Below are 24,653 nucleotides of genomic sequence, written 5' to 3'. Positions count from 1 at the left end.
GCGTCGACACCTCCCCCGCTGGGGGGAGGACTTTAGGGGGACGAACCGATGGAACAGAGCTGGAAACAGGCCAAGGTGGTGTTCGCCGCCGCGCTGGGCCCGCCGCTGTTCTGGCTGGTGCTGTTCTTCCTGGTGCCGCTGGCCATCGTCTGGGCCTACAGCTTTGGCCATAATGACGGCCTGACCGAGATCGCCATCACCGGCACGTTCAAGAACTACGCCCGGGCGATCGAGCCGCTGTATCTGAAGATCTTCCTCAAGTCGGCCTGGGTGGCGGCCCTGACCACTGGGCTGTGCCTGGTGATCGGCTTTCCGGTGGCCCTGGCCATCACCTTCGCGTCCGAGAAGGCCAAGACCTGGCTGCTGCTGCTGATCATGCTGCCGTTCTGGACCAACCTGTTGATCCGCACCTACGCCCTGATCGCGGTGCTGCGCACCGAGGGCTATATCAACATGGGCCTGGAATGGATCTGGAAGGGCGGGGGCGTGGTGGGCGCCCTGCTGGGTCTGCAGCCGATCGGCGACTTCCAGCCGCTGGAGCTGCTGCACAACAATTTCGCCGTCATTCTCGGCCTGATCTATGTCCACCTGCCGTTCATGGTGCTGCCGCTGTATTCGGCGCTGGACCGGCTGGACAAGTCGCTGCTGGAGGCCAGCCTCGACCTGGGCGCCGGCCACATGCGGACCCTGTTCAAGGTGGTCGTGCCCCTGGCCCTGCCGGGCATCGCCTCGGGGGTGCTGATCACCTTCATCCCGGCGCTGGGGGCGTATCTGACGCCCGACCTGCTGGGCGGGCCCGACAGCCAGATGATCGCCAATGTCATTGAGCGCCAGTTCAAGCGGGCCAATGACTGGCCGTTCGGGGCGGCCATGTCGTTCGTGCTGATGTACCTGACCTTCATCGCCATCGCGATCCAGGCGGTGCTGTCTCGCAAGACGCCGGAGGCGAAGTGATGGGCAAACGCTCCGCTCCCGGTCCCCTGGAATATCTCCGCCGCTGGCAGATGCAGGCCTGGCTGGCGGCCGTGGCGATCTTTCTCTACGCGCCGCTGATCGCCCTGATGGCCTTCAGCTTCAACGACAGCCGGCGCAACATCGTCTGGAAGGGCTTCACGCTCAAATATTACGACAAGGCCTTCCACAACACCGGCCTGATCGAGGCGTTCGGCAACAGCCTGACCATCGCGGCGATCTCCACCGTGGTCAGCGTGGCGCTGGGCGCGATGGTGGCCCTGGCCCTGTGGCGGTTCCGCTTCCCGGGCAAGACGGCGCTGGACGGCGCCCTGGCCCTGCCGATCGTGGTGCCCGAGATCTGCATGGGCGTGGCCATGCTGGTGTTCTTCGCCCGGGTGATGCCGTGGCCGCAGGGCATGGTCTGGCCGCTGAACCTGGGCGCGATCATCATCTCGCACGTGTCGTTCTCGTTCCCCTTCGTGGCGGTGGTGGTGCGGGCCCGCATGACCAGCTTCAACCGCGAGATGGAGGAGGCGGCCCGCGACCTGGGCGCCGGCGAGTGGCAAACGATCAAGGACGTGATCCTGCCGCACATGGCCCCGTCGCTGGTGGCCGGGGCGCTGCTGGCCTTCACGCTGAGCCTGGACGACTTCGTCATCACCTTCTTCACGGCCGGACCCGACACGGTGACCTTCCCGGTCAAGGTCTATTCGATGGTCCGCTTCTCGGTGACGCCCGAGGTCAACGCGGCCTCGACCATCCTGATCGTGCTGACCGTGATCCTGACGGCGGCGGCGCTGAAACTGCAGGGCAATTCGGCGGCGACGGCCGGACATGGTGGGGAAAAGTCATGAGCATCATCACCTTCGAGAACGTCACCAAGCGCTTCGGCAAGATGGTGGCCGTCGACAACGTCTCGCTCAGCGTCGAGGAGGGCGAGTTCTTCTCGCTGCTGGGCCCGTCGGGCTGCGGCAAGACCACCCTGCTGCGGATGCTGGCCGGGTTCGAGACGCCGACCGAGGGCCGCATCCTGATCGACGGCCAGGACGTCTCGACCGTGCCGCCCAACAAGCGGCCGGTGAACATGGTGTTCCAGTCCTACGCGGTGTTCCCGCACATGACCGTGGCCGACAATGTCGCCTACGGCCTGAAGGTGGACCGGGTGCCGAAAGCCGAGCGCGACCGCCGCGTCGAGGAAGCGCTGGAGCTGGTGCAACTGGGCGGCCTGGGCGAGCGCAAGCCCGACCAGTTGTCGGGCGGCCAGCGTCAGCGGGTCGCGCTGGCGCGGGCGCTCGTCAAGCGCCCCCGCGTGCTGTTGCTGGACGAGCCGCTGTCGGCCCTGGACGCCAAGCTGCGCGAGCAGATGCGCACCGAGCTGTGCACCCTGCAGGAGAAGGTCGGCATCACCTTCATCATGGTCACCCACGACCAGGACGAGGCCCTGGCCCTGGCGTCGCGCTGCGCGGTGATGAACCGGGGCGTGCTGCAACAGGTGGCCACGCCCAGCGATCTCTACGAGTTCCCCAACAGCCGCTTCGTGGCCGACTTCATCGGCAGCGTGAACCTGTTCGAAGGCGTGCTGGCGGTGGACGAGCCCAGCCACGCGGTGATCCGCTCGCCCGACCTGCCGGTCGACATCTTCCTGGATCACGGCGTCACCGGCCCGCGCGGCGGCGCGGCCTGGGCGGCGATCCGGCCCGAGAAGATCGAGCTGCACAAGAAGGACGGCGACGAGGCCCCCAACCTCGGCGACGCGCCCAAGGGCGCCAACGCGGTGGCGGGTGTCATCAAGCACGAGGCCTATCTGGGCGGCTCGTCGGTTTACGAGGTCGAGATCGCCGGAGGGCGGCGCGTGAAGGTCCATCGCTCCAACCTGACCCGCTGGGACCAGGAAGACTTCAAGCTGGGCGAAGAGGTCTGGCTATGCTGGCACGCCTGTTCGCCGGCGGTTTTGTTGTCGTGACCCGCCCCGTCGCCGGCATCATCTGCTGCACCCGCACCGTCGGGATCGAACCGGCCCAGGCGGTGATGAACCGCTATGTCGCCGGGGCCATGCGCCATGCCGACGTCGCCGCCCTGCTGGTCCCGTCGATGCCGGAGCTGATGAAGGCCTCGGAAGTCGCCGCGCGGCTGGACGGTCTGATGCTGACCGGCAGCCCCTCGAACCTGGATCCGGCCCTCTATGGCGAGGAGATCGGCGATGCGCCCGGTCCGTTCGACGCGGCGCGCGACACCATGACGGCCGACCTGATCAAGGCCATGCTCGACCTGGGCCGGCCGGTGTTCGGGATCTGCCGGGGCTTTCAGGAGATCAATGTCGCGTTCGGCGGCACCCTGCGCCGCGACATGGCCTCCAGCGCCGAGCTGATCGCCCACCACGCGCCCGACGAGGTCGACTTCAACGGCATGTTCGAGCACCTGCATCCGGTCGACCTGACCCCCGGCGGGGTGCTGGCGGGCGCGTTCGGGACCGGGCGGGCGGTGGTCAATTCGGTGCACTATCAGGGCGTCGATCGCCTGGGCGAAGGCCTGACCGTCGAGGCTCGCGCGCCCGATGGCGTGGTCGAGGCGGTGTCGGCCACCGTCAACGGCGCGCCCTTGCTGGCCGTACAGTGGCACCCCGAGTGGAAGCCCGAGGCCAATCCGCAGTCCCAGACCTTCTTCCAGCTTTTCGGACGCGCCCTCAGAGGCGCGCCGCTCGTCGGTCCCGCCTCGGCGGGAGCGCCCCACAAAGACGTCGCGTAGGAACCTGCCCCAATGACTACCGTCCCGATCCGCAACCACGACATCGCCGAGCTCAAGCGCCTGGACCTGGCGCACCACCTGCCGGCCCAGACCGACTACAAACTGCAGCAGGAACTGGGCGGCAGCCGGATCATCACCCGCGCCGACGGCGTCTATATCCACGACGGCGACGGCCATCAGATCCTCGACGGCATGGCGGGTCTGTGGTGCGTGAACGTCGGCTATGGCCGTCAGGAACTGGCCCAGGCGGCCTATGACCAGATGCTGGAGCTGCCCTACTACAACACTTTCTTCAAGACGGCCTCGCCGCCGCCGATCCGGCTGGCCGCCAAGATCGCCGAGAAGATGGGCGGCAACCTGACCCACGTGTTCTTCAACTCGTCCGGGTCGGAAGCCAATGACACGGTCTTCCGCCTGGCGCGCCACTATTGGAAGATCAAGGGCCAGCCGCAGCGCAAGGTCTTCATCAGCCGCTGGAACGCCTATCACGGCTCGACCGTGGCCGGCGTCTCGCTGGGCGGCATGAAGCACATGCACGAGCAGGGCGATCTGCCGATCCCGGGCGTCGCGCACGTCATGCAGCCCTATTCATTCGGCGAGGGCTTCGGCGAAGACCCGGCCGCTTTCCGCGACCGCGCGGTCAAGGAAATCGAGGACAAGATCCTCGAGGTCGGCCCCGAGAACGTCGCGGCCTTCATCGGCGAACCGGTGCAGGGCGCCGGCGGGGTGATCATCCCTCCCGACGGCTACTGGCCCGCGGTCGAGGCGGTCTGCCGCAAGTACGGCATCCTGTTTGTCTGCGACGAGGTGATCTGCGGCTTCGGACGGCTGGGCCAGTGGTTCGGCCACCAGCACTATGGCGTAAAGCCCGACATGATCGCCATGGCCAAGGGCCTGTCGTCCGGCTATCTGCCGATCAGCGCCGTGGGCGTGGCCGATTTCATCGTCGCCGAGATGAAGGAGAAGGGCGGGGATTTCATCCACGGCTTTACCTATTCGGGCCACCCGACCTGCTGCGCCGTGGCGCTGAAGAACATCGAGATCATGGAGCGCGAGGGCCTGGTCGAGCGCACCCGCGAGGATACCGGCCCCTATCTGGCCAAGGCCCTGGCGACGCTGAACGATCACCCTCTGGTCGGCGAGACCCGCTCGCTGGGCCTGATCGGCGCGGTCGAGATCGTGCGCGAAAAGGGCACCAACCACCGCTTCCTCGACAAGGAAGGCGAGGCGGGGCCGATCGTGCGCGACTTCTGCATCAAGAACGGCCTGATGGTGCGCGGCATTCGCGACACCATCGTCTGCTGCCCGCCGCTGATCATCACCCACGCCCAGATCGATGAGCTGGTCGGCATCATCCGCAAGTCGCTGATCGAGGCCGAGCCCGTTCTGCGGGCCTTGAAGCCCGAGGCCGCGTCATGAAACAGCCCAAGCACAAGAAGACCAAGCCCGACCAGCGCGTGAACCGGGGGGTTGAAACCCTCGAGGAGGCTCAGGCCTGGTTCACCCGGCAGAACATCGAGGAGATCGAGTGCGTCGTGCCCGATCTGGCCGGGGTGGCGCGTGGCAAGATCATGCCGGTGCGCAAGTTCCTGGGCACGCCGTCGATGAACCTGCCGCTGGCGGTGTTCTACCAGACCATCACCGGCGACTTCCCCGAGTTCGAGGGGGTGGTCAATTCGGTGCAGGCCGACACCGATATCGTGCTTACGCCCGACTTCGCCACCCTGGCCGCCGTGCCGTGGGCCCAGGACCCCACCGCTCAGGTGATCCACGACGCCTATCACCCCGACGGCCGGCCGGTGGAGGAGAGCCCCCGCCAGGTGCTGCGCCGCGTTCTGGCGCTTTACGAGGCCAAGGGCTGGAAGCCGATCGTCGCGCCGGAGATCGAGTTCTATCTCGTCGACCGGAACACCGACCCTGACTATCCGCTCAAGCCGCCGGTCGGCCGTTCGGGTCGGCCCGAGACCGGGCGGCAGGGCTATTCGATCAGCGCGGTCAACGAGTTCGACGCCCTGTTCGAGGACATGTACGAATATTCCGAACGCCAGGGCCTGGAGATCGACACCCTGATCCACGAGAGCGGCGTGGCCCAGATGGAGATCAACCTGCGCCATGGCCATCCGCTGGAGCTGGCCGACCAGGTGTTCATGTTCAAGCGCACCATCCGCGAGGTGGCGCTGGAGCACGAGATCTACGCCACCTTCATGGCCAAACCCATGGCGTCCGAGCCGGGCAGCGCCATGCACGTCCACCAGTCGATCATCGACAAGGACGGACAGAACCTGTTCTCGCATCCCAAGACCGGCGAGGAGACCGACCTTTTCCACGGTTTCATCGCCGGCCAGCAGACCTATCTGCCGGCGATCATGGCCATCCTGGCGCCCTATGTGAATTCCTACCGCCGGATCGCCAAGGACAGCGGCGCGCCGGTCAATACCCAGTGGGGCTATGACAACCGCACCTGCGGCCTGCGGGTGCCGCCGTCGAACGCCGCCAACCGCAGGCTGGAAAACCGCATTCCCTCGTCTGACGCCAATCCCTATCTGGCGATCGCGGCCTCTCTGGCGGCGGGTTATCTGGGCATGGTCGGCAATCTCAAGCCCAGCGCGCCGGTCGACTCCGACGCCAGCCTGCGGGGCATCGAACTGCCGCGCAGCCTGACCGAATCCCTGTCGCTGTTCACGGCCTGCGCGCCGATGGTCGAGATTCTGGGGCCGATCTTCTGCCAGGCCTATGACCACGTGAAGCAGACCGAATACGAGACCTTCATGCGCACGATCAGCCCGTGGGAGCGGGAGTTCCTGCTGCTGAATGTTTAGCGCCGTCGAGCCCTTCCCCCTTGATGGGGGAAGGGTTGGGATGGGGGTGAACGCGCAGCGTTCAGCCTCGGGCGGGCATCGTCTGAGTGCTTGGGGATGGGGAACCGCCGTGGTCACCCCCATCCCCGACCCTTCCCCCATTAAGGGGGAAGGGAGATGAACTCCTGGTACGCCGACACCGCCACGCCCTTTCCGAACCAGCCCCCTCTCACCGGCGACGTTCGCGTCGATGTCTGCGTGGTCGGCGCGGGCTATACCGGCCTGGGCGCGGCCCTGGAGTTGGCCCGGCGCGGCGCTTCGGTCGTCGTGCTGGAGGCTGACGGGGTCGGCCGCGCCGCCTCGGGCCGCAATGGCGGGCAGGTCCATACCGGCCATCGGCGCGACCAGGTCTGGCTGGAGAAAGCCGTGGGCGAGGCCGACGCTCACGCCCTGTGGCGGCTGGCTCTGGACGCCCGCGCCCATCTGCACGCGGTGATCGCCGAGCACGCCATCGCCTGCGACCTGAAGCCCGGCATGATCCACGCCCGCCACCGCCCCGGCGGCGAGGCCGAGGACGCCGCCCATATCGAGCACATGGCCCGTCGCTATGGCTATGAAGCCCTGTCGCTGATCGGGACCGACGATCTGGCGCGCGATCTGGGAACCGATGTCTATCACGGCGGCCTGCTGGATCGCGACGGCGGCCACCTGCATCCGCTGAACTTGGCCCTGGGCCTGGCCCGCGCGGCGATCTCGGCCGGGGCGACGATCCACGAGCACAGTCGCGCGCTGGACTGGCGCCGCGAGGAGGGCCGGCTTGCGGTGCAGACCGCGCAGGGCCGCGTGATCTGCGACCAGCTGATCCTGAGCGGCGACGGCGGCCTGAACCGCATGGCGGGCAAGGCGCGGGCCCGCGTGATGCCGATCAACAACTTCGTCCTGACCACCGAGCCTCTGGGCGACCTGGCCCATGAGATCATCACCTCGGACGCCGCCGTGGCCGACAGCCGCTTCGTCGTGAACTATTTCCGCAAGACCCCGGACGGCCGGCTGCTGTTCGGCGGCGGCGAGAACTATCGGCCAGGCTTTCCCGCCGATATCGCCGGTTTCGTGCGGCGGCACATGGTCAAGGTCTATCCGCGGTTGGCCGACGTGAAGATCTCCCATGCCTGGGGTGGGACCCTGGGCATCACGATGAACCGCGTGCCGTTCGTCGGCGAGGTCGCGCCGGGCGTGCGGGTGGCGTCCGGCTATTCCGGTCAAGGCGTGATGCTGGCGCCCTATGTCGGCAAGTTGCTGGCCGAGGCGGCCCTGGGTCAGACGGCCGGCGTCGAGCTGCTGTCGCGCCTGCCGACGCCACCGTTCCCCGGCGGTGGACTGCTGCGCTGGCCGCTGACGGTGGCGGGGCTGAGCTGGTACGCGCTGCGGGATCGGTTGTGAACTTGCCCCCTACGGGCTGCTTCGCAGCCGTCTTCCCCCGGAGGGGGAAGATGAAACAGCGCCGACCTCATCTTCCCCCTCCGGGGGAGGAGCGCCGAAGGCGCGGAGGGGGCAAGTGCGAATTGACAACCTCTCCGAGCCCCTCTCTCCTCGCCGCATGACCACCCAGACGACCTCCGCCCAGGCCGGCCTCGCCACGGCTCTCGAACACGCCCGGCGCCTGCTGGAGCGCGATCCGATTCTGGCGCGACAGCAGGCCGAAGCGATTCTGGAGGCTGTTCCCCGGCACGCCGACACGACCGTGGTGCTGGCCGCCGCCTGCCGTCTGAGCGGCGACGCCGATACTGCGCTGAAGACGGTCGCGCCCCTGGCCCGGGGCCTGCCGAACATGGCCGAGGCGCAGCTGGAACTGGGTCTGGCCCTGGCCGATCTTGGCCGCACCGGCGAGGCGGTCGCCGCCTTTCAGCGCGCCGTGGCGCTGGATCCCCGCGCTGGCGAGGCCTGGCGCGGTCTGGCCGAGGGGCTGGACCTGATGGGCGACCGAGCCGGCGCCGAGCGGGCCCTGGCCCAGCAGCTGCGGGCCTCCACCCGCGATCCGGTGCTGATCGAGGCCGCCGCCGCCCTGATCGACAACCGGCTGGGCGTCGCCGAGCAGCTGTTGCGCGATCACCTGGCCGACCACCCCGCCGACATCGCCGCCCTGCGGATGCTGGCCGAGACCGGCGCGCGGCTGGGGCGCTACGAGGACGCCGAGCGGCTGCTGGTCGGCTGTCTGCAGATCGCCCCCGGCTTCGCCGCCGCCCGGCACAACCTGGCCACCATGCTCTATCGCCAGAACAAGTCGGCGGAGGCCCTGGCCCAGATCGAGCGCCTGACGCAGCGCGATCCGCGCCATCCGGGCTACGCCAATCTGCGCGCCGCGATCCTGGCGCGGCTGGGCGAATACGCGGCGGCGATCGGCGTCTATGAGCCGATGCTGGCCGACTATCCCAACCAGCCCAAGGGCTGGATGAGCTATGGCCACGCCCTCAAGACCGTGGGCCGTCAGGCCGATTGCGTGGCCGCCTATCGCAAGGCGCTGGAGTTGTCGCCGGGCCTGGGCGAGGCTTGGTGGAGCCTTGCCAACCTCAAGACCGTCAAGTTCGACGAGGCCGATCGCGCCGCCATGGCCGCCGGGCTCGAGCAGCCGGACCTGTCGGACGACGACCGCCTGCACCTGCACTACGCCCTGGGCAAGGCGCTGGAAGACGCCAAGCGGTACGACGAGTCCTTCCAGCACTATGCCGCCGGCGCGGCGATCCGGCGCCAGCAGGTGGACTACGATCCTGAGGAAAACCACGCCGATGTGGCCCGCTCACGCGCGGTGTTCACGCCGGCCCTGCTGGCCGCCACGGCGGGGCAGGGCTGCCCGGCCCCGGATCCGATCTTCGTGGTCGGCCTGCCGCGCTCGGGCTCGACCCTGATCGAGCAGATCCTGGCCAGCCACTCGCAGGTCGAGGGCACGATGGAGCTGCCCGACCTGATCGTCATGGCCCGTCGCCTGGGCGGCAAGGCCAATCGCCGCGCGGACTCGTCCTATCCCGAGATGCTGGCTGACCTGTCGCCCGACGCCCTGCGCGCGCTGGGCGATGAGTTCATCGAGCGCACCCGGGTGCAGAGGAAGACCGACAAGCCGTTCTTGATCGACAAGATGCCCAACAACTTCGCCCACACCGGCCTGATCCACCTGATCCTGCCGAACGCCAAGATCATCGACGCGCGCCGCCATCCACTGGGCTGCTGCTTCTCAGGCTTCAAGCAGCACTTCGCCCGGGGCCAGGCCTTCAGCTACGACCTGACCGACATCGGCCGCTACTATGCCGACTATGTGGCCCTGATGGACCATTTCGACACCGTGCTGCCCGGCCGGGTGCATCGGGTGATCTATGAGGCGATGATCGAGGATCCGGAAGGCCAGATCCGCGCCCTGCTGGATCATTGCGGCCTGCCGTTCGAGACGGCCTGCCTGAACTTCCACGAGAACGACCGGGCGGTGCGCACCGCCAGTTCCGAGCAGGTCCGCCAGCCGATCTTCAAGAGCGCCGTCGAACATTGGCAGAATTTCGAATCGGCCCTGGGACCGCTCAAGCAGGCATTGGGCGACTGTCTGCCAGCCTATCCCGCCGCGCCCAGAATTTGACCACCTTCATGAAACCTTGCCATTTCTGCAACACTCGGCGGATTTGAACCAAAACGGTCGTTTCAACCTTGCCGTCGTGACGGGAGCAGCGCGAACATCGTTCCCTTAATCGTACGGGGAGCGACCATGGCGTCGGCTACGAAAAACCTAAAAAGGGCGGGTGTTTACTCCGTCGCGCTGCTGGCTTCGACCATGCTGACCAGCGTGGCGGCCAGCGCGCAGACGGCGCCGGGGGCGGTGTCGCTGGAAGAGGTGGTGGTCACCGCCCAGAAGCGATCCGAAAATCTGCAGGACGTGCCGGTCTCGATCCAGGCCATGGGCGAGGCCAAGCTGGAGCAACTGCAGGTCGGCAACTTCGTCGACTATGTGAAATACCTGCCCAGCGTGTCGTTCACGACGGCGGGCCCGGGCTTTGGCCAGGTCTATATGCGCGGCGTGGCCAGCGGCGGCGACGGCAACCACTCCGGCTCGCTGCCCAGCGTCGGCGTCTATCTGGACGAACAGCCGATCAGCACCATCCAGGGCGCGCTCGACGTCCACGTCTATGACATGGCGCGGGTCGAGGCCCTGGCCGGACCGCAGGGCACGCTGTACGGCGCCAGCTCGCAGGCCGGCACGCTGCGGATCATCACCAACAAGCCGACCACGACCGGCTTCTCGGCCGGTGTCGACGTCGAGGGTAATATCGTCGATGGCGACGATACGGGCCATGTCGAGGAAGCCTTCGTCAACATTCCGCTGTCGGACACCATCGCGGTGCGCTTGGTCGGCTGGAACGAGGAAGCCGCCGGCTATATCGACAACGTCAAGGGCACGCGCACCTACACGCGCGGCGACTCCGACCCGACCAATGACCTGACGATCAGCAACGCCGGCATCGCCAAGGACAACTACAACAGCTCCAGCACCCTGGGCGGCCGCGTCGGGCTGCGGGTCGAGCTGGGCGACAACTGGGTGATCACCCCGATGGTGATGGGCCAGCGCGCCAAGACCCGCGGCCTCTACGCCTATGACCCCAAGGTCGGCGACCTGAAGGTCACCCACTTCTATCCGGAATCGTCTGACGACCGCTGGGTCCAGACGGCGATGACCATCGAAGGCCAGATCGCCAATCTCGACGTCACCTATGCCGGCTCCTACCTGAAGCGCGACGTCGACACGCGTCAGGACTATTCCGACTACTCCTACTTCTACGATCAGGTCGGCTACGGCTTCTACTGGACCAACGACGCGGGCGGCCTGGCCAACCCGTCGCAGTACATCCAGGGCAAAGACGGCTTCACCAAGGAAAGCCACGAGATCCGCCTCGCCACGCCTGATGACAAGCGCCTGCGCGTCATCGGCGGTCTGTTCTACCAGCGCCAGCAGCACAACATCACTCAGCGCTACAAGATCGACGGCATCGGCAAGGACATTGAGGTCCCCGGCTACAGCGATACCATCTGGCTGACGGCCCAGCAGCGGATCGACCGCGACTATGCCGGCTTCGGCGAGGTCAGCTTCGACATCACACCTAAGCTGACCGTCATGGGCGGCATCCGCTTCTTCAAGTCGGACAACTCGCTGGAAGGCTTCTACGGCTACGGCAAGGGCTACGGCTCGACCGGTGAAAAGGCCTGCTTCCGCACCGGCGGCGTCAATGGCGCGCCGTGTACGAACCTGGACAAGCGGGTCAAGGAAACCGGCAACGTTCCCAAGGTCACGGTCACCTACAAGTTCGACGACGACAAGCTGGCCTATGTCACCTATTCCGAGGGCTTCCGGCCGGGCGGCATCAACCGCCGCAGCACCCTGCCGCCCTATCAGGCCGACTATCTGAAGAACTACGAGTTCGGCTGGAAGACCAGCTGGCTGGAAAACCGCGTGCGCTGGAACGGCGCGGCCTACATGGAAGACTGGAAGAACTTCCAGTTCTCGATCCTGGGGGCCAACGGCCTGACCGAGATCAAGAACGCCAACCAGGCGCGCATCAAGGGTCTGGAGAGCGACATCACCTGGGCCGTGGCCACGGGATTCACGCTCAGTGGTTCGGCCGCCTATACCGACGCCAAGCTGTCGGCCAACTACTGCGGCGTGACCGACTCCTCGGGCAACCCGATCACCACCTGCGCCAGCCCGCAGGCTCCGGACGGCACCGCCCTGCCGGTGACGCCGAAGTTCAAGGCCAACCTCACGGCGCGCTACGAGTTCGATATCGGACCGTATGAAAGCTTCGTGCAGGCCTCGATGGTCAACCAAACCGGCAACTGGACCGACTTGCGGCTGAAGGAGCGCGCGATCATCGGGCGCCAGGCGGGCTACACCCTGGTCGATCTGTCCGGCGGCTTCACCCGTGATGACTGGTCGGCGTCGGTCTATGTCAAGAACCTCGCCGACAAGCGGGCCAGCCTCAACCGCTATGCCGAGTGCGCCGAAAGCGTCTGCGGCGCCCAGACCTACATCGTGCCCAATCAGCCTCGCACCGTTGGGGTGAAGGTGGGACGCAAGTTCTGATCGGGGAGGGCGGCCGAAAGGCCGCCCTTTTCGCTTTTGAACGAATCCCGTTCGCGGTCCCAGTCATCCGCTGTCCCGGCGCAGGTCGGGATCCAGAGTCACCCAGGGCTTCTGGGGATGACGCGCTGTCTCGCACAGCCGGACGTGATCCTGGTCCCGGGTTCGATCTGGGCCACTGCCGCCGCCAGGAAGAGCGGAATTTAGGGGGAAACCAGACTTGAGCAAGACAACACCCCGCGCCCTGGGTTTCTGGATGTGCGTGGCCCTGGTCGTGGGCAACATGATCGGTTCGGGCGTCTTCATGCTGCCCGCATCCCTGGCCCCCTATGGTTGGAACGCGGTGGTCGGCTGGGTGCTGACCATCGGCGGAGCGTTGTGTCTGGCCTTCGTGTTCGCCCGCCTGGCCAAGGCCTTTCCGCAAGGCGGCGGCCCCTACATCTACACCCAGGAAGCGTTCGGCCCCGCCGCCGGCTTCGTGGTGGCGTGGAGCTACTGGATCTCGATCTGGGTCGGCAACGCCGCCATCGCGGCCGGCACGGTCAGCTATCTCAGCGTCTTCTTCCCGCAGATCGCCACCCAGACCGGCCTGCACTGCGCGATCACCCTGGTGATGATCTGGGGACTGACGATCATGAACTGCTTCGGCGCCCGGCTGGCCGGCGGCATGCAGGTGATCACCACGGCGCTGAAGCTGATGCCGCTGATGGGGGTGATCCTGCTAGCGGCCGTGGTGCTGGGCAAGACCGGCGGCTCGACCGTCCTGCCGTTCCACGCCCAGGACCTGACGCCGGTGGGCATCACCGCCGCCGCCACCCTGACGCTGTGGGCCCTGCTGGGCATGGAGTCGGCCACCGTGCCGGCCGGCAAGGTGATCGATCCCGAGCGCACCATTCCCCGCGCCACCCTGGTGGGCACCGCCTTTGCCGGGGTGATCTATCTGATCGTCTGCTCGGCGGTGGTGCTGCTGACCCCGACAGACATGCTCAAGACCTCCAACGCGCCCTTCGCCGACTTCGTGGGCCTGTATGGCGGTGGCGACGCCCGTCTGGTGCTGGCCGGTTTCGCGGCGATCAGCGGCTTTGGCGCCCTGAACGGCTGGATGCTGCTGCAGGGCGAGGTGCCCTACGCCATGGCCAAGGGCGGGGTGTTTCCGGCCTTTCTGGCCAAGACCTCAAAGCGCGGCGCGCCCGTCCGGGCCCACGTGCTCTCCAGCCTCTTCCTGACCGTGCTGGTGGCGATGAACTACGCCAAGTCGATGGTCGAGCTGTTCACCTTCATGGCCCTGCTGGCCACGGCCATCTCGCTGTTCGCCTATCTGTTCTGCGCCATGGCGGCGCTGCGCCTGCAGAGCCAGGGCCGCATGGAGCCCTCGCGCGCCGTGACCGTGGTGGCGATCATCGCGACGATCTATTCGTTCTGGACGCTGTATGGCGCCGGCGAGGCCAGCCTCTGGAGTCTGGTGCTGCTGGTGGTGGGCCTGCCCATTCACTGGTTGATCAAGCGGTTCGCCGTCGTTCCCGATACGGAGTGAAAGTCATGTCGCGCAGCCTTGCGTTCCCGGGTGTCGCCGTTCTGGTCGCGGGTCTTGTCGGTCTGGGCGCGCCCGCCGCCTTGGCCCAGGTCAAGCCGACCTATGTCCACGCCGGCCGACTGGTCGATCCCGAGGCCGGCAAGGTTCTGACCAACCAGCTGATCCGGATCGAGGGCGAGCGGATCGTCGCCGTCTCGCCCTGGACCAAGGCGCCGGTCGACGGGCCGGTGCTGGACTGGTCCAGCCTGACCGTGCTGCCCGGCCTGATCGACATGCACACCCACCTTGTCGACCAGGAGCAGACCGACAACATCGCCGAACCCTTGCTGACCACGGCCGCCGAGCAGGCCTATATCGGCGCCGCCCACGCCCGGGCCACCCTGATGGCGGGCTTCACCAGCGTGCGCGACGTCGGCACCTGGCGGGCCTTCGGCGACGTCGCCCTGCGCGACGCGATCGACAAGGGGCTGGTGCCCGGACCGCGGATGTCGGTGGCGGGCGCCTATATCACCACCCCCGGCGGCGGCGGCGAGATCACCGGCATCGCCGCCGACGTGGGGATTCCGGCCGAGATGCGGCGCGGCGTGGTCGAGGACGCGGCCGACACCCATCGCAAGGCTCACGACATCCTGGTGCACGGCGCCGACTTCCTGAAGCTGATCGCCACCGGCGCGGTCCTGACCGAAGGCACCGAGCCGGGACAGCTGGAGTTGTCCGAGGACGAGATCAAGGCCGCCGTCGAGGAAGCCGCCAAGCGTGGAACCTACGCCACCGCCCACGCCCACGGGGCCGAGGGGATCAAGGTGGCGGTGCGGGCCGGGGTGCGCTCGATCGAGCACGGCTCGCTGATCGACGACGAGGGCATCGCGCTGATGAAGGCCAAGGGCGCCTGGCTGGTGGCCGACATCTACAATGGCGACTTCATCGACAGCTACGGAACAGCCCACCACTGGCCCGAGGGCATGTTGCGTAAGAACCGCGAAACCACCGACGCCCAGCGCGAGGGCTTCCGCAAGGCGGTCAAGGCGGGGGTCAAGATCGCCTATGGCACCGACGCCGGGGTCTTTCCGCACGGCTGGAACGCCAAACAGATGCCCTACATGGTCAAGTACGGCATGACGCCAATGCAGGCGATCCAGTCTGCCACCACGGTCGCCGCCGCCCTGATGAGCAAGACCGGGCAGGTGGGGTGCGCGGGGCCGAGCTGCTATGCCGACCTGATCGCTGTCGTGGGCGATCCCTTGAGCGATATCGCGGTCCTGACCCGTGTAGCCAAGGTGATGAAGGGCGGGGAACTCGTGAAGGACTAGCCGCCCCGGCCTGCCCTTTTGAGGCGAGTTCGCCTTAAAGTTGCCCCTCAATTCGACACGGTTCGCCTTGGCGTGGCCTGTGCAATGTGCAATGCAGCACGATGTTGCTGTGCAACATTGAAACACCTGTCACACGGACGCTGTATGTCCGAGGCTAAGTCAGACCAAGGAGTCCTCTCATGGCCAACGAACATAACTACTTCGTCCGCCCCGTCTCCGGCGTCTGGCATGTCACCTGGAACGACGCGCCGGACCTGATCGGTTCGTATTCCTGCCAGGCCGAGGCCCAGGCGATGGCCGAGTTGCTGGCGCGCCACATGCATACCCAAGGTCGTACCGCCAAGGTCCACGTGTTCGAACCCGAAGCGCGCCGCGCCACCTGGGGCCGCAGCATCGTCGCTCAGCAGACGGCGGCCTAAGCCAGCCAGCCTTCCAGGACGCGTTCGGCGATCACCGTCGCTTCGGCGGGGGTGAAGACCGTCGCGTCCAGGCACAGTTCCAGCCACAGACCGTCGACGACGGCGGTCAGGGCCACCGCGGCCAGCCGCGTCTCCCGCGCCCCGCAGTCCGCCAGCAGGCTTTCAAGCCGGGCGCGATAGGCGGCATAGCCCGTCGCGTGGATGGCCCCGATCTCCGGCTGGGTTTTCACCAGACTCCAGAACGCGATCCAGGTCGCCAGCAACTGCGGGTCCAGCACCGGCGGCTGAAAGCTGGCCGTCAGATAGGCGGTCAGACGGGCGCGGGGGTCGGGCCCGGCGGCCTCGACCGCCGTCTCGAACGCAACATCGATCCGCTGGCCCACCGCCTCGTAGGCCGCGGCGATCAGGGCGTCGACGCCCTCGAAATAGTGCCGCAGCAGGCCGGGCGAAACGCCGGCTTCCGCGCAGATGCTCCGCACCGAGGTCCCGGCGACTCCGTCGCGGGCCAGTACGGTCTCGGCGGCCGCGACCAGGGCCTGACGGCGGACGTCGGCGGTCTCGCGAGTGAAGGCGGCGCGCATAGTCCTAGCCCTCCCCCTTGATGGGGGAGGGTTGGGTGGGGGTGATAGGGCGGTGACGACTGAACCGCCGCATCACCCCCATCCCCGACCCTTCCCCCATCAAGGGGGAAGGGAGATGCGCGCAAATCACCACCCCGTCGGCGGCCGGTCCAGCCGCGCCTCCGGGATCAGGGCCCGCATCTTGCGGCCGAAGCTCCGCAGGCTGACCTCCGAGCTGGCCAGCGGCCCCGCCGTGAAGCTCTTGGACGCCATGCCCTCCTGCACCCGCGCCACCAGTTCGGTGTCCTCGGCATTGACCTGGCGGTTGATGCGCCAGTTCAGATAGCGCGCCGCCTTCATCTCGCGGCGGTCGTCGGGCAGGGCGTAGGCGATCTCGCGGATCAGGGTCTGGGTGGCCGAAACCGGGATGAACTGCATGAAGTCCACCTGGTCGGGATAGATGTCGAAGGCGAAGTTCGGCCACAGCTTGAAATAGGTCCACAGCCGCTTGCGCTCGGGCGGCAGGTGCGGAACGTCGGGCAGGATGTCCTGATACAGCCGCTCGGACGGATTGTTCGACGGCTCGTCGATCAGCTGGCCCCACATCTTGTCGACCCAGGCCTCGGCCTCCACCCCATAGCCCTTGCCGAACAGCCGGGTCAGGCCGGGGTGGGCGACGGGGATGTGCAGGCCGTCGGAATAGTTGTCGCTGATGTTCTTCCAGTTCACCGCGCGGGGCCGCAGCGTGACGCGGCCGAACGGCTGCAGGTCCTCGAAACGGTAGTGGGCCACCTCATGGTCGAAGGGGGCCATCATCTCGGCGACGGACGGGCCATCGCCCTCGAGACGGGTGAAGACAAAGCCGCGCCAGACCTCGACGTCCACCCTGACCAGGCCCTGCTTGTCCATCTCCAGCGCCGGATAGGTGTCGCGCATCGGCACGCCGATCAGCCGGCCTTCCAGGTCGTAGGTCCAGGCGTGATAGGGGCAGACGATGCGACCGCCGCCCTTGCCGCAGCTGCCACTGGGCCCGTCGACCAGCCGCGCGCCGCGATGGCGGCACACATTGGTGAAGGCCCGCACGCCGCCGTCCTTGGCGCGCACCACCACGACGCTCTCGCCCAGAAAGTCCAGGGTGTGGAAATCGCCGGCCTTCGGGATGTCGTTCAGATGGCAGACGATCTGCCAGGACGGGCGCAGGATCCTGTCCTGTTCCTCCCTGAAGAACCGGTCATTGCCGTAGGTCCAGCCGGGCAGGCCCCAGTCGGCTTGCGGGTCGGTGTTGGGGATGGGAGCGTTCATGCGCCGAGCCCTCCAGCAAGATCACGTTCCCTCCCCCTTGGATGGGGGAGGGGCAGGGGTGGGGGTGACACCGTTTCAGGATGTGGCGCGGCTGAGCCGAGACCTGCCGACGCTGTCACCCCCATCCCCGACCCTTCCCCCATTGAGGGGGAAGGGAGATGTTCTCCAGCCATCACCGCCCCACCACCGACAGCTTCAGCGCCGTGACGAAATCCTTGTCGCGCAGGATCTCCCGCGCCGCGTTGCGTCCCGGATTGCCCGAGACCCCGCCGCCGGGATGGCAGCCGGCGCCGCACATGTAGAGCCCTTCCAGCGGTCCGCGATGGCTGGCGTGGCCCAGCACCGGCCGCGCCGCCCACAGCTGATCCAGCGACATGTGGCCATGCATGATGTCGCCGCCGACCAGACCCAGCTTTCGCTCCAGATCCAGCGGCGACAGGATCATCCGCCCCACGACCGAGGCCTTGAAGTTGGGGGCCCAGTCATTGACCGTGTCGATGATCAGGTCGGCGGCGGCCTCCCGTTCGTCGTCCCACGAGCGGCCGTCAGGCAGGGTGGGCGCGAACTGCTGGCAGAACAGGCTGGCGACGTGCTGGCCCGGAGGGGCCAGGCTGTCGTCCAGGGTCGAGGGGATCAGCATCTCGACGATCGGCTTCTTGCTGATCCCGAACGCCTTGGCGTCGCGATAGGCCTCGTCCATGTAGTCGAGGCTGGGCGAGATCACGATGCCGCACTGGTGGTGCTCGGCCACAGCCTTGCCGGGCAGGCAGGTGAAGTCCGGCAGCTCCGACAGGGCCACGTTCATCCGGAACGTGCCCGAGCCGTTCTTGTAGCCCTTGATGGCCTTGGCGAAGGCCGGCGGCAGGGCCGAGGGCGCGATCAGCTTGTCGTACAGAAGGGCCGGGTTGAGGTTGGAGGTGACGATCGGGGCCATGATCTGGCGGCCGTCCACCAGCTGCACGCCCACGGCCTTGGCGCCCTTGGGGCCGGTCTCGACATGCACGGCCTCGACCGGCGCATTGACCAGTAGCTCGACGCCCGCCGCCTCGCAGGCTCGGGCCATGGCCTGGGTGATCGACCCCATGCCGCCGATGGCGTGACCCCACGCGCCCTTCTTGCCGTTCACCTCGCCGAAGGTGTGGTGCAGCAGCACATAGGCCGAGCCCGGCGAATCCGGACTGGCGAAGTTGCCGACCACGGCGTCGAAGCCGAAGCTGGCCTTGACCGCGTCGCTCTCGAACCAGCCGTCCAGGAAGTCGCGGGCGCTCTTGGTGAACAGGTCCAGCAGGTCGCGCTTGCGCTCCTTGGACAGGAAGGCCAGCCGCGAGCCCTGGCGCACGCCGCGCAGCAGGCCGTGGATGCCGTCGCCGAGGTTGGGCGGGGTCTCGGCGGCCAGGTCGCGCAGCACGTCGCCGATCTCGTCCAACATGGCGTAATAGGCCGGCAGCACCTCGGCGTCCTTGCGCGAATACTGGCGGAACGCCTCCTGGGTGCGCTCCAGCCCACCGCCCAGCTTGAGGTACTTGTCCGGGCTGATCGGCAGGAAGTTGGAGATCGGCCGCTCGACGATCTTCAGGCCGTGGCCGTGCAGATCCATGTCGGTGATGACCTTGGGGCTCAGCAGGCTGACCGTGTAGCTGGCCACCGAGTTGCGGAACCCCGGATGGAACTCCTCGGTCACCGCTGCCCCGCCGACCACGCCCCGCGCCTCGCAGACCGTGACCTTCAGACCCGCCTTGGCCAGGTAGAAGGCGCAGACGAGGCCGTTATGCCCCCCGCCGATGATGACGGCGTCGCGGGTCTGGGTGGCGGCCATGTGGTGTGTTCCCCGATGTGTGGGGAGAGGTTGCTATACGAGTGTATAATAGGCAAGCCTTCTCCCTTCCCCCTTGATGGGGGAAGGGCCGGGGATGGGGGTGATGCTGCCGTCCAGCCGCCAAGGCCGTAGTCACCCCCACCCAACCCTCCCCCATCAAGGGGGAGGGCTCAGTCTTGCTTCCCCCGCGCCGTCAGCCAGTACATCACCGGCGTCGCCACCCGCGACAGCAGGGTGCTTGTGATCAGCCCGCCGATGATCGCGATGGCCAGGGGCGAGTAGAGCCCCGATCGCTCCAGCGCCAAGGGCAGCAGCCCGCCGATCGCCGTCACCGAGGTCAGAAGCACCGGCAGGAAGCGCACCTCGCCGGCCTTTTCGATGGCGTCGTGCAGGCCCATGCCGCCCTTGCGCAGCTGTTCGGTGAAGTCGACCAGCAGGATCGAGTTCTTGATCTCTATGCCGATCAACGCGATCAGGCCGATGGTCGCCGTGAAGCTCAGCGAGTTGCCGGTGAGGGCCAGGGCCGCCACGGCGCCGAAGATCCCGAACGGGATGATCCCGGCCACGACCAGGGCGGTCTTGAACTTCTGGAACTCCAGGACCAGCACCGCCAGGATGCCGAACACCGCCACCAGCACCGCCGCGCCCAGGCCGGCGAAGCTTTCCGACTGGGCTTCGGCCTGGCCGCCCAGGCTCAGGCGATAGCCGGGGGGCATGGGCAGGTCCTTTTCCAGCCGCGCGACCACGTCCTGGGTCACCTTGGCGGCCAGGAAGCCGGTGGAGACATAGGACGTGACCGTCACCGTCCGCTCGCGGTCGAAACGGTCAATGCGGGCGGGGCTGGACTTCAGGGTCGGGGTGGCCACGGCGTCCAGCCGCGCGGCCAGGCCGTCGGCGGTGGGCACATAGACGGCCTTCAGGGCCGACAGCGGGTTGCGGGCCGCGCCGTCGGCCTGCTCCATCGGCAGGCGCACCTTGACCGCATAGTCGTCACCGTCCGGATCGCGGAAGCGGCCGGTCTCCTCGCCCGACAGGGCCAGCCGCGCCGCGCGGCGGGCGGCGCCGGCGGGCACGCCCAGGGCGGCCGCCTTGGCTTCGTCCAGGCCCAGGTCCAGGTCGGTGCGGTCCAGGCGCACGGGGTTGGTCACGTCGCGCGCGCCCGGCGTGGCCTTGAGGATCTCCTCGGCGCGAGCGGCCAGGGCCTTGAGCGCGTCGAGGTTCTGGCCGGTCAGGCGGATGGCGATCGGCGCGTCGATCGGCGGGCCGTTCTCGAAGGTGACCACGCTGATCCGCGCGCCGGGGAAGCTGGAAAAGTCGTGGCGCAGGCCATCCAGCACCTTGTCGCTCTTGCCAGCCTCCCAGGCCTTCAGGCTGACAAAGACCTCGGCATAGGTCGTGGCGCTCTCGCGCTGTTGCTGGTTGTAGAAGATCTGCGGATTGCCGCGTCCCAGATTGGCGGCCCGCCAGGTCACTTCGGGCGTGGCCTTCAGGCGCTGCTCGACGAACCTCAGGGCCCGGTCGGTGCGCGCCAGGGACGAGCCGTCCGGCGTCTCGATCCGCACCAGGAACTGCGGCGTCTCGGCGGCCGGAAACAGGCTGGAGCCGATCAGCTTCATCAGCGGGAAGGTGGTCAGGCACAGGGCCAGCATCAGGGCCAGGGCCAGCCACGGCCGCGCCAGGGCCTGGTGCAGGACCGGCCGATAGAAGCGGTGGATGCCGCCGTTGACGGCGCGCAACAGCGGGTTGCCCTCGGGATCGGAATGCTTGTCCAGGATGCGGCTGGCCAGGAACGGGATGATGGTCATCGACACCAGCAGCGAGGCGGCGATCGTGCACAGCACCGTCACCGGCAGCGACTTGATATAGGCCCCCGAGCCGGCCGGCAGGGCCATCAGCGGAAGGAAGGCCAGCATCAGGGTCGCCGTGCAGCCCAGCACCGCCAGGCCGATCTGACGCGTGCCGTTGACGGCGGCCTGCGTGCGCTCCTCGCCCTCGCGGATGCGGCGGGCGATGTTCTCGGTGATGACGATGCTGTCGTCGACCAGCAGGCCCAGGGCCAGGACGAAGCCCGCGATCGACAACTGGTTCAGGGTGAAGCCGAAAGCCTGCAGCATCGACAGGCCGATCAGCAGGCTCAGCGGGATCGAGACCATCACCACCAGCCCGGCGCGCGGACCCAGCGGCAGAAGTGTGATCAGCACCAGCACCAGCGCGATGCCGAAATCGCGGAACAGGTTGTTGAGGCGATGCTTGACGTTCTCGGCCTGGACGAAGCCGCGTTGCAGCTTCACCCCGGCGGGCAGGGACTTTTCGTAGTCGTCCAGAACCTGCTCGACGGCCTTGGTGATCTTGGTGACGTCCTGGCCGTCCTTCTGGGTCACGGTCAGGAACACGGCGCGCTGGCCGTTGAAGCGGGCCAGGTGTGTCGGCTCGGCCTGGGCCCAGGCCACCCGGGCCACGTCGCGCACGCGGGTCACCTGACCGCCGAGGGCCCGGACGGGCGTGTCGCCCACGGCCTCCAGCGAATGGAAGGCGCCGCCGGACTTGACGTTGAAGCGCCGCTCACCGGCCTGCACCGCCCCGATGGGGGCCTCGGCGCCGGCCGATTTCAGGGCGTCGGCGACGGCGGTGGCGGGCAGTTTCAGGGCTGACAGGCGGGCCAGATCCAGGGTCACCTGAACCTCTGACGGCGGCGCGCCCCAGTATTTGGCCTCGCGCACGCCCGCCACGCGGTCCAGCCGCTCGCGCAGGCGATCGGCGGTCTTTTCCAGGCGGCGCATCGGCAGGATGTCGCTGGTCAGGGCCACCTGGACGATCGAGACCTCGGTGGTGCGGGCCCGCTGGATGTCCAGCCGCGCCAGGCCGGCGGGCAGGGCCCCGCGAATGGCGTTCACCTCGCGGACCACCTGGTCGTACTTGCGCTCGGGATCGACATCCCAGGTGAAGTGGACGCGGACCACGGCGGCGCCGTCGGCGCTGGTCGACTCGACCTTGTCGATATTGTCGAGGCCATCGACCGCATCCTCGATCGGATCGACGACCAGTTGCTCCATCTCCGAGGGCTCGGCCCCCGGCAGGACGGCGCGGATCACCACGATCGGGATCGGGAAGTGCGGGTCTTCGGAGCGCGGAATGCTAGTGAAGGCGTTGAAGCCCAGCATCACCAGCAGGCCGAACGCGACCAGGGTGAACTGCCAGCGGTGGACCGCCAGTCCGGCGATGTCGAACTTCACGGCTACTTGCTCCCGGCAAGTTTGGCGGGATCGACGACGCGCACCTTTTCGCCGTCGGAGACAAAGCCCGCGCCGGCGGTGATCACCTCGGCGCCGTCGGCCAGGCCCGAGACCAGGGCGTCATCGCCGTCGAAACCGCCGAAGGCCACCGGGGTGCGGCGGGCGACGCCGCCGTCCATCCGCAGCACGAAGGCGCGGGCGCCGTCGGCTTCGAGCACGGCCTCGGCGGGAATGCGGGCGAAGGTCCCGCTCGCGGTGGGCGTGGCGCGGACCGAGAGTTCGGCGCTGGCGATCTGGCCGCTGCGCAGGTCGGGCCGGCCGGCCAGCTCGATCTCGACCGTGACGGCGCCGGTGCGGGTGTCGGCCGCTTCGCCCACGCGGGTGACGGTTCCGGTGAGCAGCTGGCCGCCCAGGTCCTCGACCTTCAGCCGGGCGCTGTCGCCCACCCTGACGCGGGCGGCGTCGCGCGCGGCCAGAGGCAGGCGCAGAACCAGCGGGCTGGTCAGGTCGGCGATCCGCGCCACCACCTGACCCGGCTGCACCACCTCGCCGGTCTGGGCCGCGCGGGTCAGAACCACGCCGGAGGCCGGCGAGACCAGCTGGGCCCAGCGGCGATCAAAGGCGGCGGCGTTGTAGGCGGCCTGGGCCGACTTCAGCACGCTCTGGCGATCATCGATCCGCTGGCGACTGACATAGCCCTTCTCGAACAGCGCCTTGTCGCGCTCCACATCCCGGCGGGCGCGTTCCAGGTCGGCGACGGTCTGCTGCTGGCGGGCGTCGAGGCTGGCCGGATCGATCGCGGCGATCACCTGTCCGGCGCGGACGCTGTCGCCGGCCTCGACGCTCATGCGGGTCAGCACGCCGGCGATGCGGAACGACAGAGCCATCTCGCGGCGCCGCTCCAGCGTGCCGGTTCCCGAGACCGTGCCGGACGCGTTGGGCGCGGCGACGCGAACGGCCTCGACCGGCGTGGGCGGCGCGGGGGCTTCGGCCTCCTTGGCCTTGCCGCCGCATCCGGCCAGCACAGGCAGGGTCGCGGCGAAGGCGAGCGATCGCCAGAGGACGTGGTGAGGGAGCGGGGAGGCGCGCCACATCGACTTTGTTCCAAATCAATCAGTGATAAGTTATCAGTGATAGATTGATGGTGCTTGTCAAGTCCGACGCGGGATGATCGAAGGTCCGACGATGAAGTCTCCCAATCCCCGTTCGCCCCGCAAACCCAAGGGGCACGGGGCCGAGCGGCGCGAGGAAATCCTCGACGCGGCCCTGGCCCTGTTCAGCGAAAAGGGTGTCCACGCGGTCTCCACCCGCCAGATCGCCGAGAAGGCCGGCATCTCGCAGCCGGCGCTCTACGCCTATTTCGCCACCAAGGACGACATGGCCGCCGAGCTGTGCGTGCGGGCCTTCGCGATCCTGGTCGAGCGGATGTGCGCGGCGCGGGTGCGCGGGGCGCCGACGGTGGAGAATTTCGAGCGCTCGCTGCGGGTCTATGTGGATTTCGGCATGGAGCGGCCCAACGCCTATCGCGTGGCCTTCATGATCGAGAAGAGCCAGCACGGCGAGTTCCTGGAAAAGACCGGCGGCCGGCCGATGATCGCCGGGCTGGAAGCCTTCGAGATGTTCCGCGACATAGTCGGCGAGTATCAGGCCGCTGGCCTGACGGTGCTGGACGACGCTCTGCTGACGACCCAGACGCTGTGGGCGGGCCTGCATGGCCTGGTCTCGCTGCTGATCGCCCGGCCGGAGTTTCCCTGGGCCGAGCGCGAGGCGCTGGTCACGGCCCATGTCACCATGCTCAGGCGGGGGACGCTGAAATAGCGACGTGGCGAAACCGGTCGCGGCAGCCTATATCCGCGCCTTGATTTTACCGGAG

Annotated in this window: 18 protein-coding genes; 13 read left to right on the top strand and 5 right to left on the bottom strand. The window is 67.8% G+C overall.

Features of this window, described 5'->3' with window-relative positions; translation table 11 throughout:
* Nucleotides 1-48: 48 nt before the first annotated feature.
* The 12 genes from ACQY9P_RS02865 (at nt 49) to ACQY9P_RS02810 (ending at nt 15,869) form a co-directional block, all read left to right on the top strand.
* Nucleotides 49-954, top strand: coding sequence for an ABC transporter permease (locus ACQY9P_RS02865; protein ID WP_421736761.1), 906 nt, complete (start codon nt 49-51; stop codon nt 952-954).
* Nucleotides 954-1,808: an ABC transporter permease gene (locus ACQY9P_RS02860; protein ID WP_421736762.1), complete on the top strand. Its 855-nt coding sequence runs from the start codon at nt 954-956 to the stop codon at nt 1,806-1,808. The genes ACQY9P_RS02865 and ACQY9P_RS02860 overlap by 1 nt, the downstream gene beginning before the upstream one ends.
* Nucleotides 1,805-2,917, top strand: coding sequence for an ABC transporter ATP-binding protein (locus ACQY9P_RS02855; protein ID WP_421736763.1), 1,113 nt, complete (start codon nt 1,805-1,807; stop codon nt 2,915-2,917). Before ACQY9P_RS02860 ends, ACQY9P_RS02855 begins: the two co-directional genes overlap by 4 nt.
* On the top strand, nt 2,914-3,699 hold the full coding sequence (locus tag ACQY9P_RS02850) for a gamma-glutamyl-gamma-aminobutyrate hydrolase family protein (protein ID WP_421738270.1): 786 nt from the start codon (nt 2,914-2,916) through the stop codon (nt 3,697-3,699). The genes ACQY9P_RS02855 and ACQY9P_RS02850 overlap by 4 nt, the downstream gene beginning before the upstream one ends.
* Nucleotides 3,700-3,711: 12 nt before the next feature.
* The gene (locus ACQY9P_RS02845) at nt 3,712-5,118 is read left to right on the top strand and encodes an aspartate aminotransferase family protein (protein WP_421736764.1); all 1,407 of its coding nucleotides are present in this window, start codon (nt 3,712-3,714) and stop codon (nt 5,116-5,118) included.
* Complete coding sequence (locus ACQY9P_RS02840) at nt 5,115-6,518, top strand: glutamine synthetase family protein (protein ID WP_421736765.1); 1,404 nt, start codon at nt 5,115-5,117, stop codon at nt 6,516-6,518. Before ACQY9P_RS02845 ends, ACQY9P_RS02840 begins: the two co-directional genes overlap by 4 nt.
* A gap of 156 nt (nt 6,519-6,674) precedes the next feature.
* Nucleotides 6,675-7,937: an NAD(P)/FAD-dependent oxidoreductase gene (locus ACQY9P_RS02835; protein ID WP_421736766.1), complete on the top strand. Its 1,263-nt coding sequence runs from the start codon at nt 6,675-6,677 to the stop codon at nt 7,935-7,937.
* Nucleotides 7,938-8,094: 157 nt separating this feature from the next.
* Nucleotides 8,095-10,116 carry a tetratricopeptide repeat-containing sulfotransferase family protein gene (locus ACQY9P_RS02830; RefSeq protein ID WP_421738271.1) on the top strand — a complete coding sequence of 674 codons (2,022 nt, stop codon included), beginning with the start codon at nt 8,095-8,097 and terminating at the stop codon, nt 10,114-10,116.
* 126 nt (nt 10,117-10,242) lie between these two features.
* A complete protein-coding gene (locus tag ACQY9P_RS02825; protein WP_421736767.1) occupies nt 10,243-12,609 on the top strand; it encodes a TonB-dependent receptor in 2,367 nt (788 codons plus the stop codon).
* Between the two features lie 217 nt (nt 12,610-12,826).
* Complete coding sequence (locus ACQY9P_RS02820; protein WP_421736768.1) at nt 12,827-14,140, top strand: amino acid permease; 1,314 nt, start codon at nt 12,827-12,829, stop codon at nt 14,138-14,140.
* 5 nt (nt 14,141-14,145) lie between these two features.
* Entirely contained in the window at nt 14,146-15,450 is a 1,305-nt protein-coding gene (locus ACQY9P_RS02815; protein WP_421736769.1) for an amidohydrolase family protein, read from the top strand.
* A gap of 179 nt (nt 15,451-15,629) precedes the next feature.
* Nucleotides 15,630-15,869, top strand: coding sequence for a hypothetical protein (locus tag ACQY9P_RS02810; protein ID WP_421736770.1), 240 nt, complete (start codon nt 15,630-15,632; stop codon nt 15,867-15,869).
* On the opposite strand, the gene ACQY9P_RS02805 is transcribed toward ACQY9P_RS02810, so the two are convergent.
* From ACQY9P_RS02805 to ACQY9P_RS02785, 5 genes are all read right to left on the bottom strand, one after another.
* Entirely contained in the window at nt 15,866-16,450 is a 585-nt protein-coding gene (locus tag ACQY9P_RS02805) for a TetR/AcrR family transcriptional regulator (protein WP_421736771.1), read from the bottom strand. The genes ACQY9P_RS02810 and ACQY9P_RS02805 overlap by 4 nt on opposite strands.
* A 126-nt stretch (nt 16,451-16,576) precedes the next feature.
* Complete coding sequence (locus tag ACQY9P_RS02800) at nt 16,577-17,731, bottom strand: aromatic ring-hydroxylating oxygenase subunit alpha (RefSeq protein WP_421736772.1); 1,155 nt, start codon at nt 17,729-17,731, stop codon at nt 16,577-16,579.
* A gap of 172 nt (nt 17,732-17,903) precedes the next feature.
* Nucleotides 17,904-19,547 (bottom strand): phytoene desaturase family protein, encoded by a 1,644-nt coding sequence (locus ACQY9P_RS02795; RefSeq protein ID WP_421736773.1) that lies wholly within the window; start codon nt 19,545-19,547, stop codon nt 17,904-17,906.
* 170 nt (nt 19,548-19,717) lie between these two features.
* Nucleotides 19,718-22,780: an efflux RND transporter permease subunit gene (locus tag ACQY9P_RS02790; RefSeq protein WP_421736774.1), complete on the bottom strand. Its 3,063-nt coding sequence runs from the start codon at nt 22,778-22,780 to the stop codon at nt 19,718-19,720.
* Nucleotides 22,781-22,782: 2 nt separating this feature from the next.
* Nucleotides 22,783-23,874 (bottom strand): efflux RND transporter periplasmic adaptor subunit, encoded by a 1,092-nt coding sequence (locus tag ACQY9P_RS02785; protein WP_421736775.1) that lies wholly within the window; start codon nt 23,872-23,874, stop codon nt 22,783-22,785.
* 91 nt (nt 23,875-23,965) lie between these two features.
* Here ACQY9P_RS02785 and ACQY9P_RS02780 point away from each other — a divergent pair, with 91 nt between their 5' ends.
* Nucleotides 23,966-24,598: a TetR/AcrR family transcriptional regulator gene (locus ACQY9P_RS02780; protein WP_421736776.1), complete on the top strand. Its 633-nt coding sequence runs from the start codon at nt 23,966-23,968 to the stop codon at nt 24,596-24,598.
* Nucleotides 24,599-24,653: the final 55 nt, after the last annotated feature.

This window comes from Caulobacter sp. (assembly GCF_965279145.1).
GTDB lineage: Bacteria > Pseudomonadota > Alphaproteobacteria > Caulobacterales > Caulobacteraceae > Caulobacter.
This window is presented reverse-complemented; position numbering and strand designations above follow the sequence as displayed.

Excerpts from the sequence above, each read along its gene's own strand:
- ACQY9P_RS02860 (WP_421736762.1), top strand. The coding sequence starts at position 954 with ATGGGCAAACGCTCCGCTCCCGGTCCCCTGGAATATCTCCGCCGCTGG.
- ACQY9P_RS02830 (WP_421738271.1), top strand. The coding sequence starts at position 8,095 with ATGACCACCCAGACGACCTCCGCCCAGGCCGGCCTCGCCACGGCTCTC.
- ACQY9P_RS02785 (WP_421736775.1), bottom strand. The coding sequence starts at position 23,874 with ATGTGGCGCGCCTCCCCGCTCCCTCACCACGTCCTCTGGCGATCGCTC.
- ACQY9P_RS02815 (WP_421736769.1), top strand. The coding sequence starts at position 14,146 with ATGTCGCGCAGCCTTGCGTTCCCGGGTGTCGCCGTTCTGGTCGCGGGT.
- ACQY9P_RS02780 (WP_421736776.1), top strand. The coding sequence starts at position 23,966 with ATGAAGTCTCCCAATCCCCGTTCGCCCCGCAAACCCAAGGGGCACGGG.
- ACQY9P_RS02800 (WP_421736772.1), bottom strand. The coding sequence starts at position 17,731 with ATGAACGCTCCCATCCCCAACACCGACCCGCAAGCCGACTGGGGCCTG.
- ACQY9P_RS02825 (WP_421736767.1), top strand. The coding sequence starts at position 10,243 with ATGGCGTCGGCTACGAAAAACCTAAAAAGGGCGGGTGTTTACTCCGTC.
- ACQY9P_RS02840 (WP_421736765.1), top strand. The coding sequence starts at position 5,115 with ATGAAACAGCCCAAGCACAAGAAGACCAAGCCCGACCAGCGCGTGAAC.
- ACQY9P_RS02835 (WP_421736766.1), top strand. The coding sequence starts at position 6,675 with ATGAACTCCTGGTACGCCGACACCGCCACGCCCTTTCCGAACCAGCCC.
- ACQY9P_RS02795 (WP_421736773.1), bottom strand. The coding sequence starts at position 19,547 with ATGGCCGCCACCCAGACCCGCGACGCCGTCATCATCGGCGGGGGGCAT.
- ACQY9P_RS02805 (WP_421736771.1), bottom strand. The coding sequence starts at position 16,450 with ATGCGCGCCGCCTTCACTCGCGAGACCGCCGACGTCCGCCGTCAGGCC.
- ACQY9P_RS02865 (WP_421736761.1), top strand. The coding sequence starts at position 49 with ATGGAACAGAGCTGGAAACAGGCCAAGGTGGTGTTCGCCGCCGCGCTG.
- ACQY9P_RS02810 (WP_421736770.1), top strand. The coding sequence starts at position 15,630 with ATGGCCAACGAACATAACTACTTCGTCCGCCCCGTCTCCGGCGTCTGG.
- ACQY9P_RS02845 (WP_421736764.1), top strand. The coding sequence starts at position 3,712 with ATGACTACCGTCCCGATCCGCAACCACGACATCGCCGAGCTCAAGCGC.
- ACQY9P_RS02855 (WP_421736763.1), top strand. The coding sequence starts at position 1,805 with ATGAGCATCATCACCTTCGAGAACGTCACCAAGCGCTTCGGCAAGATG.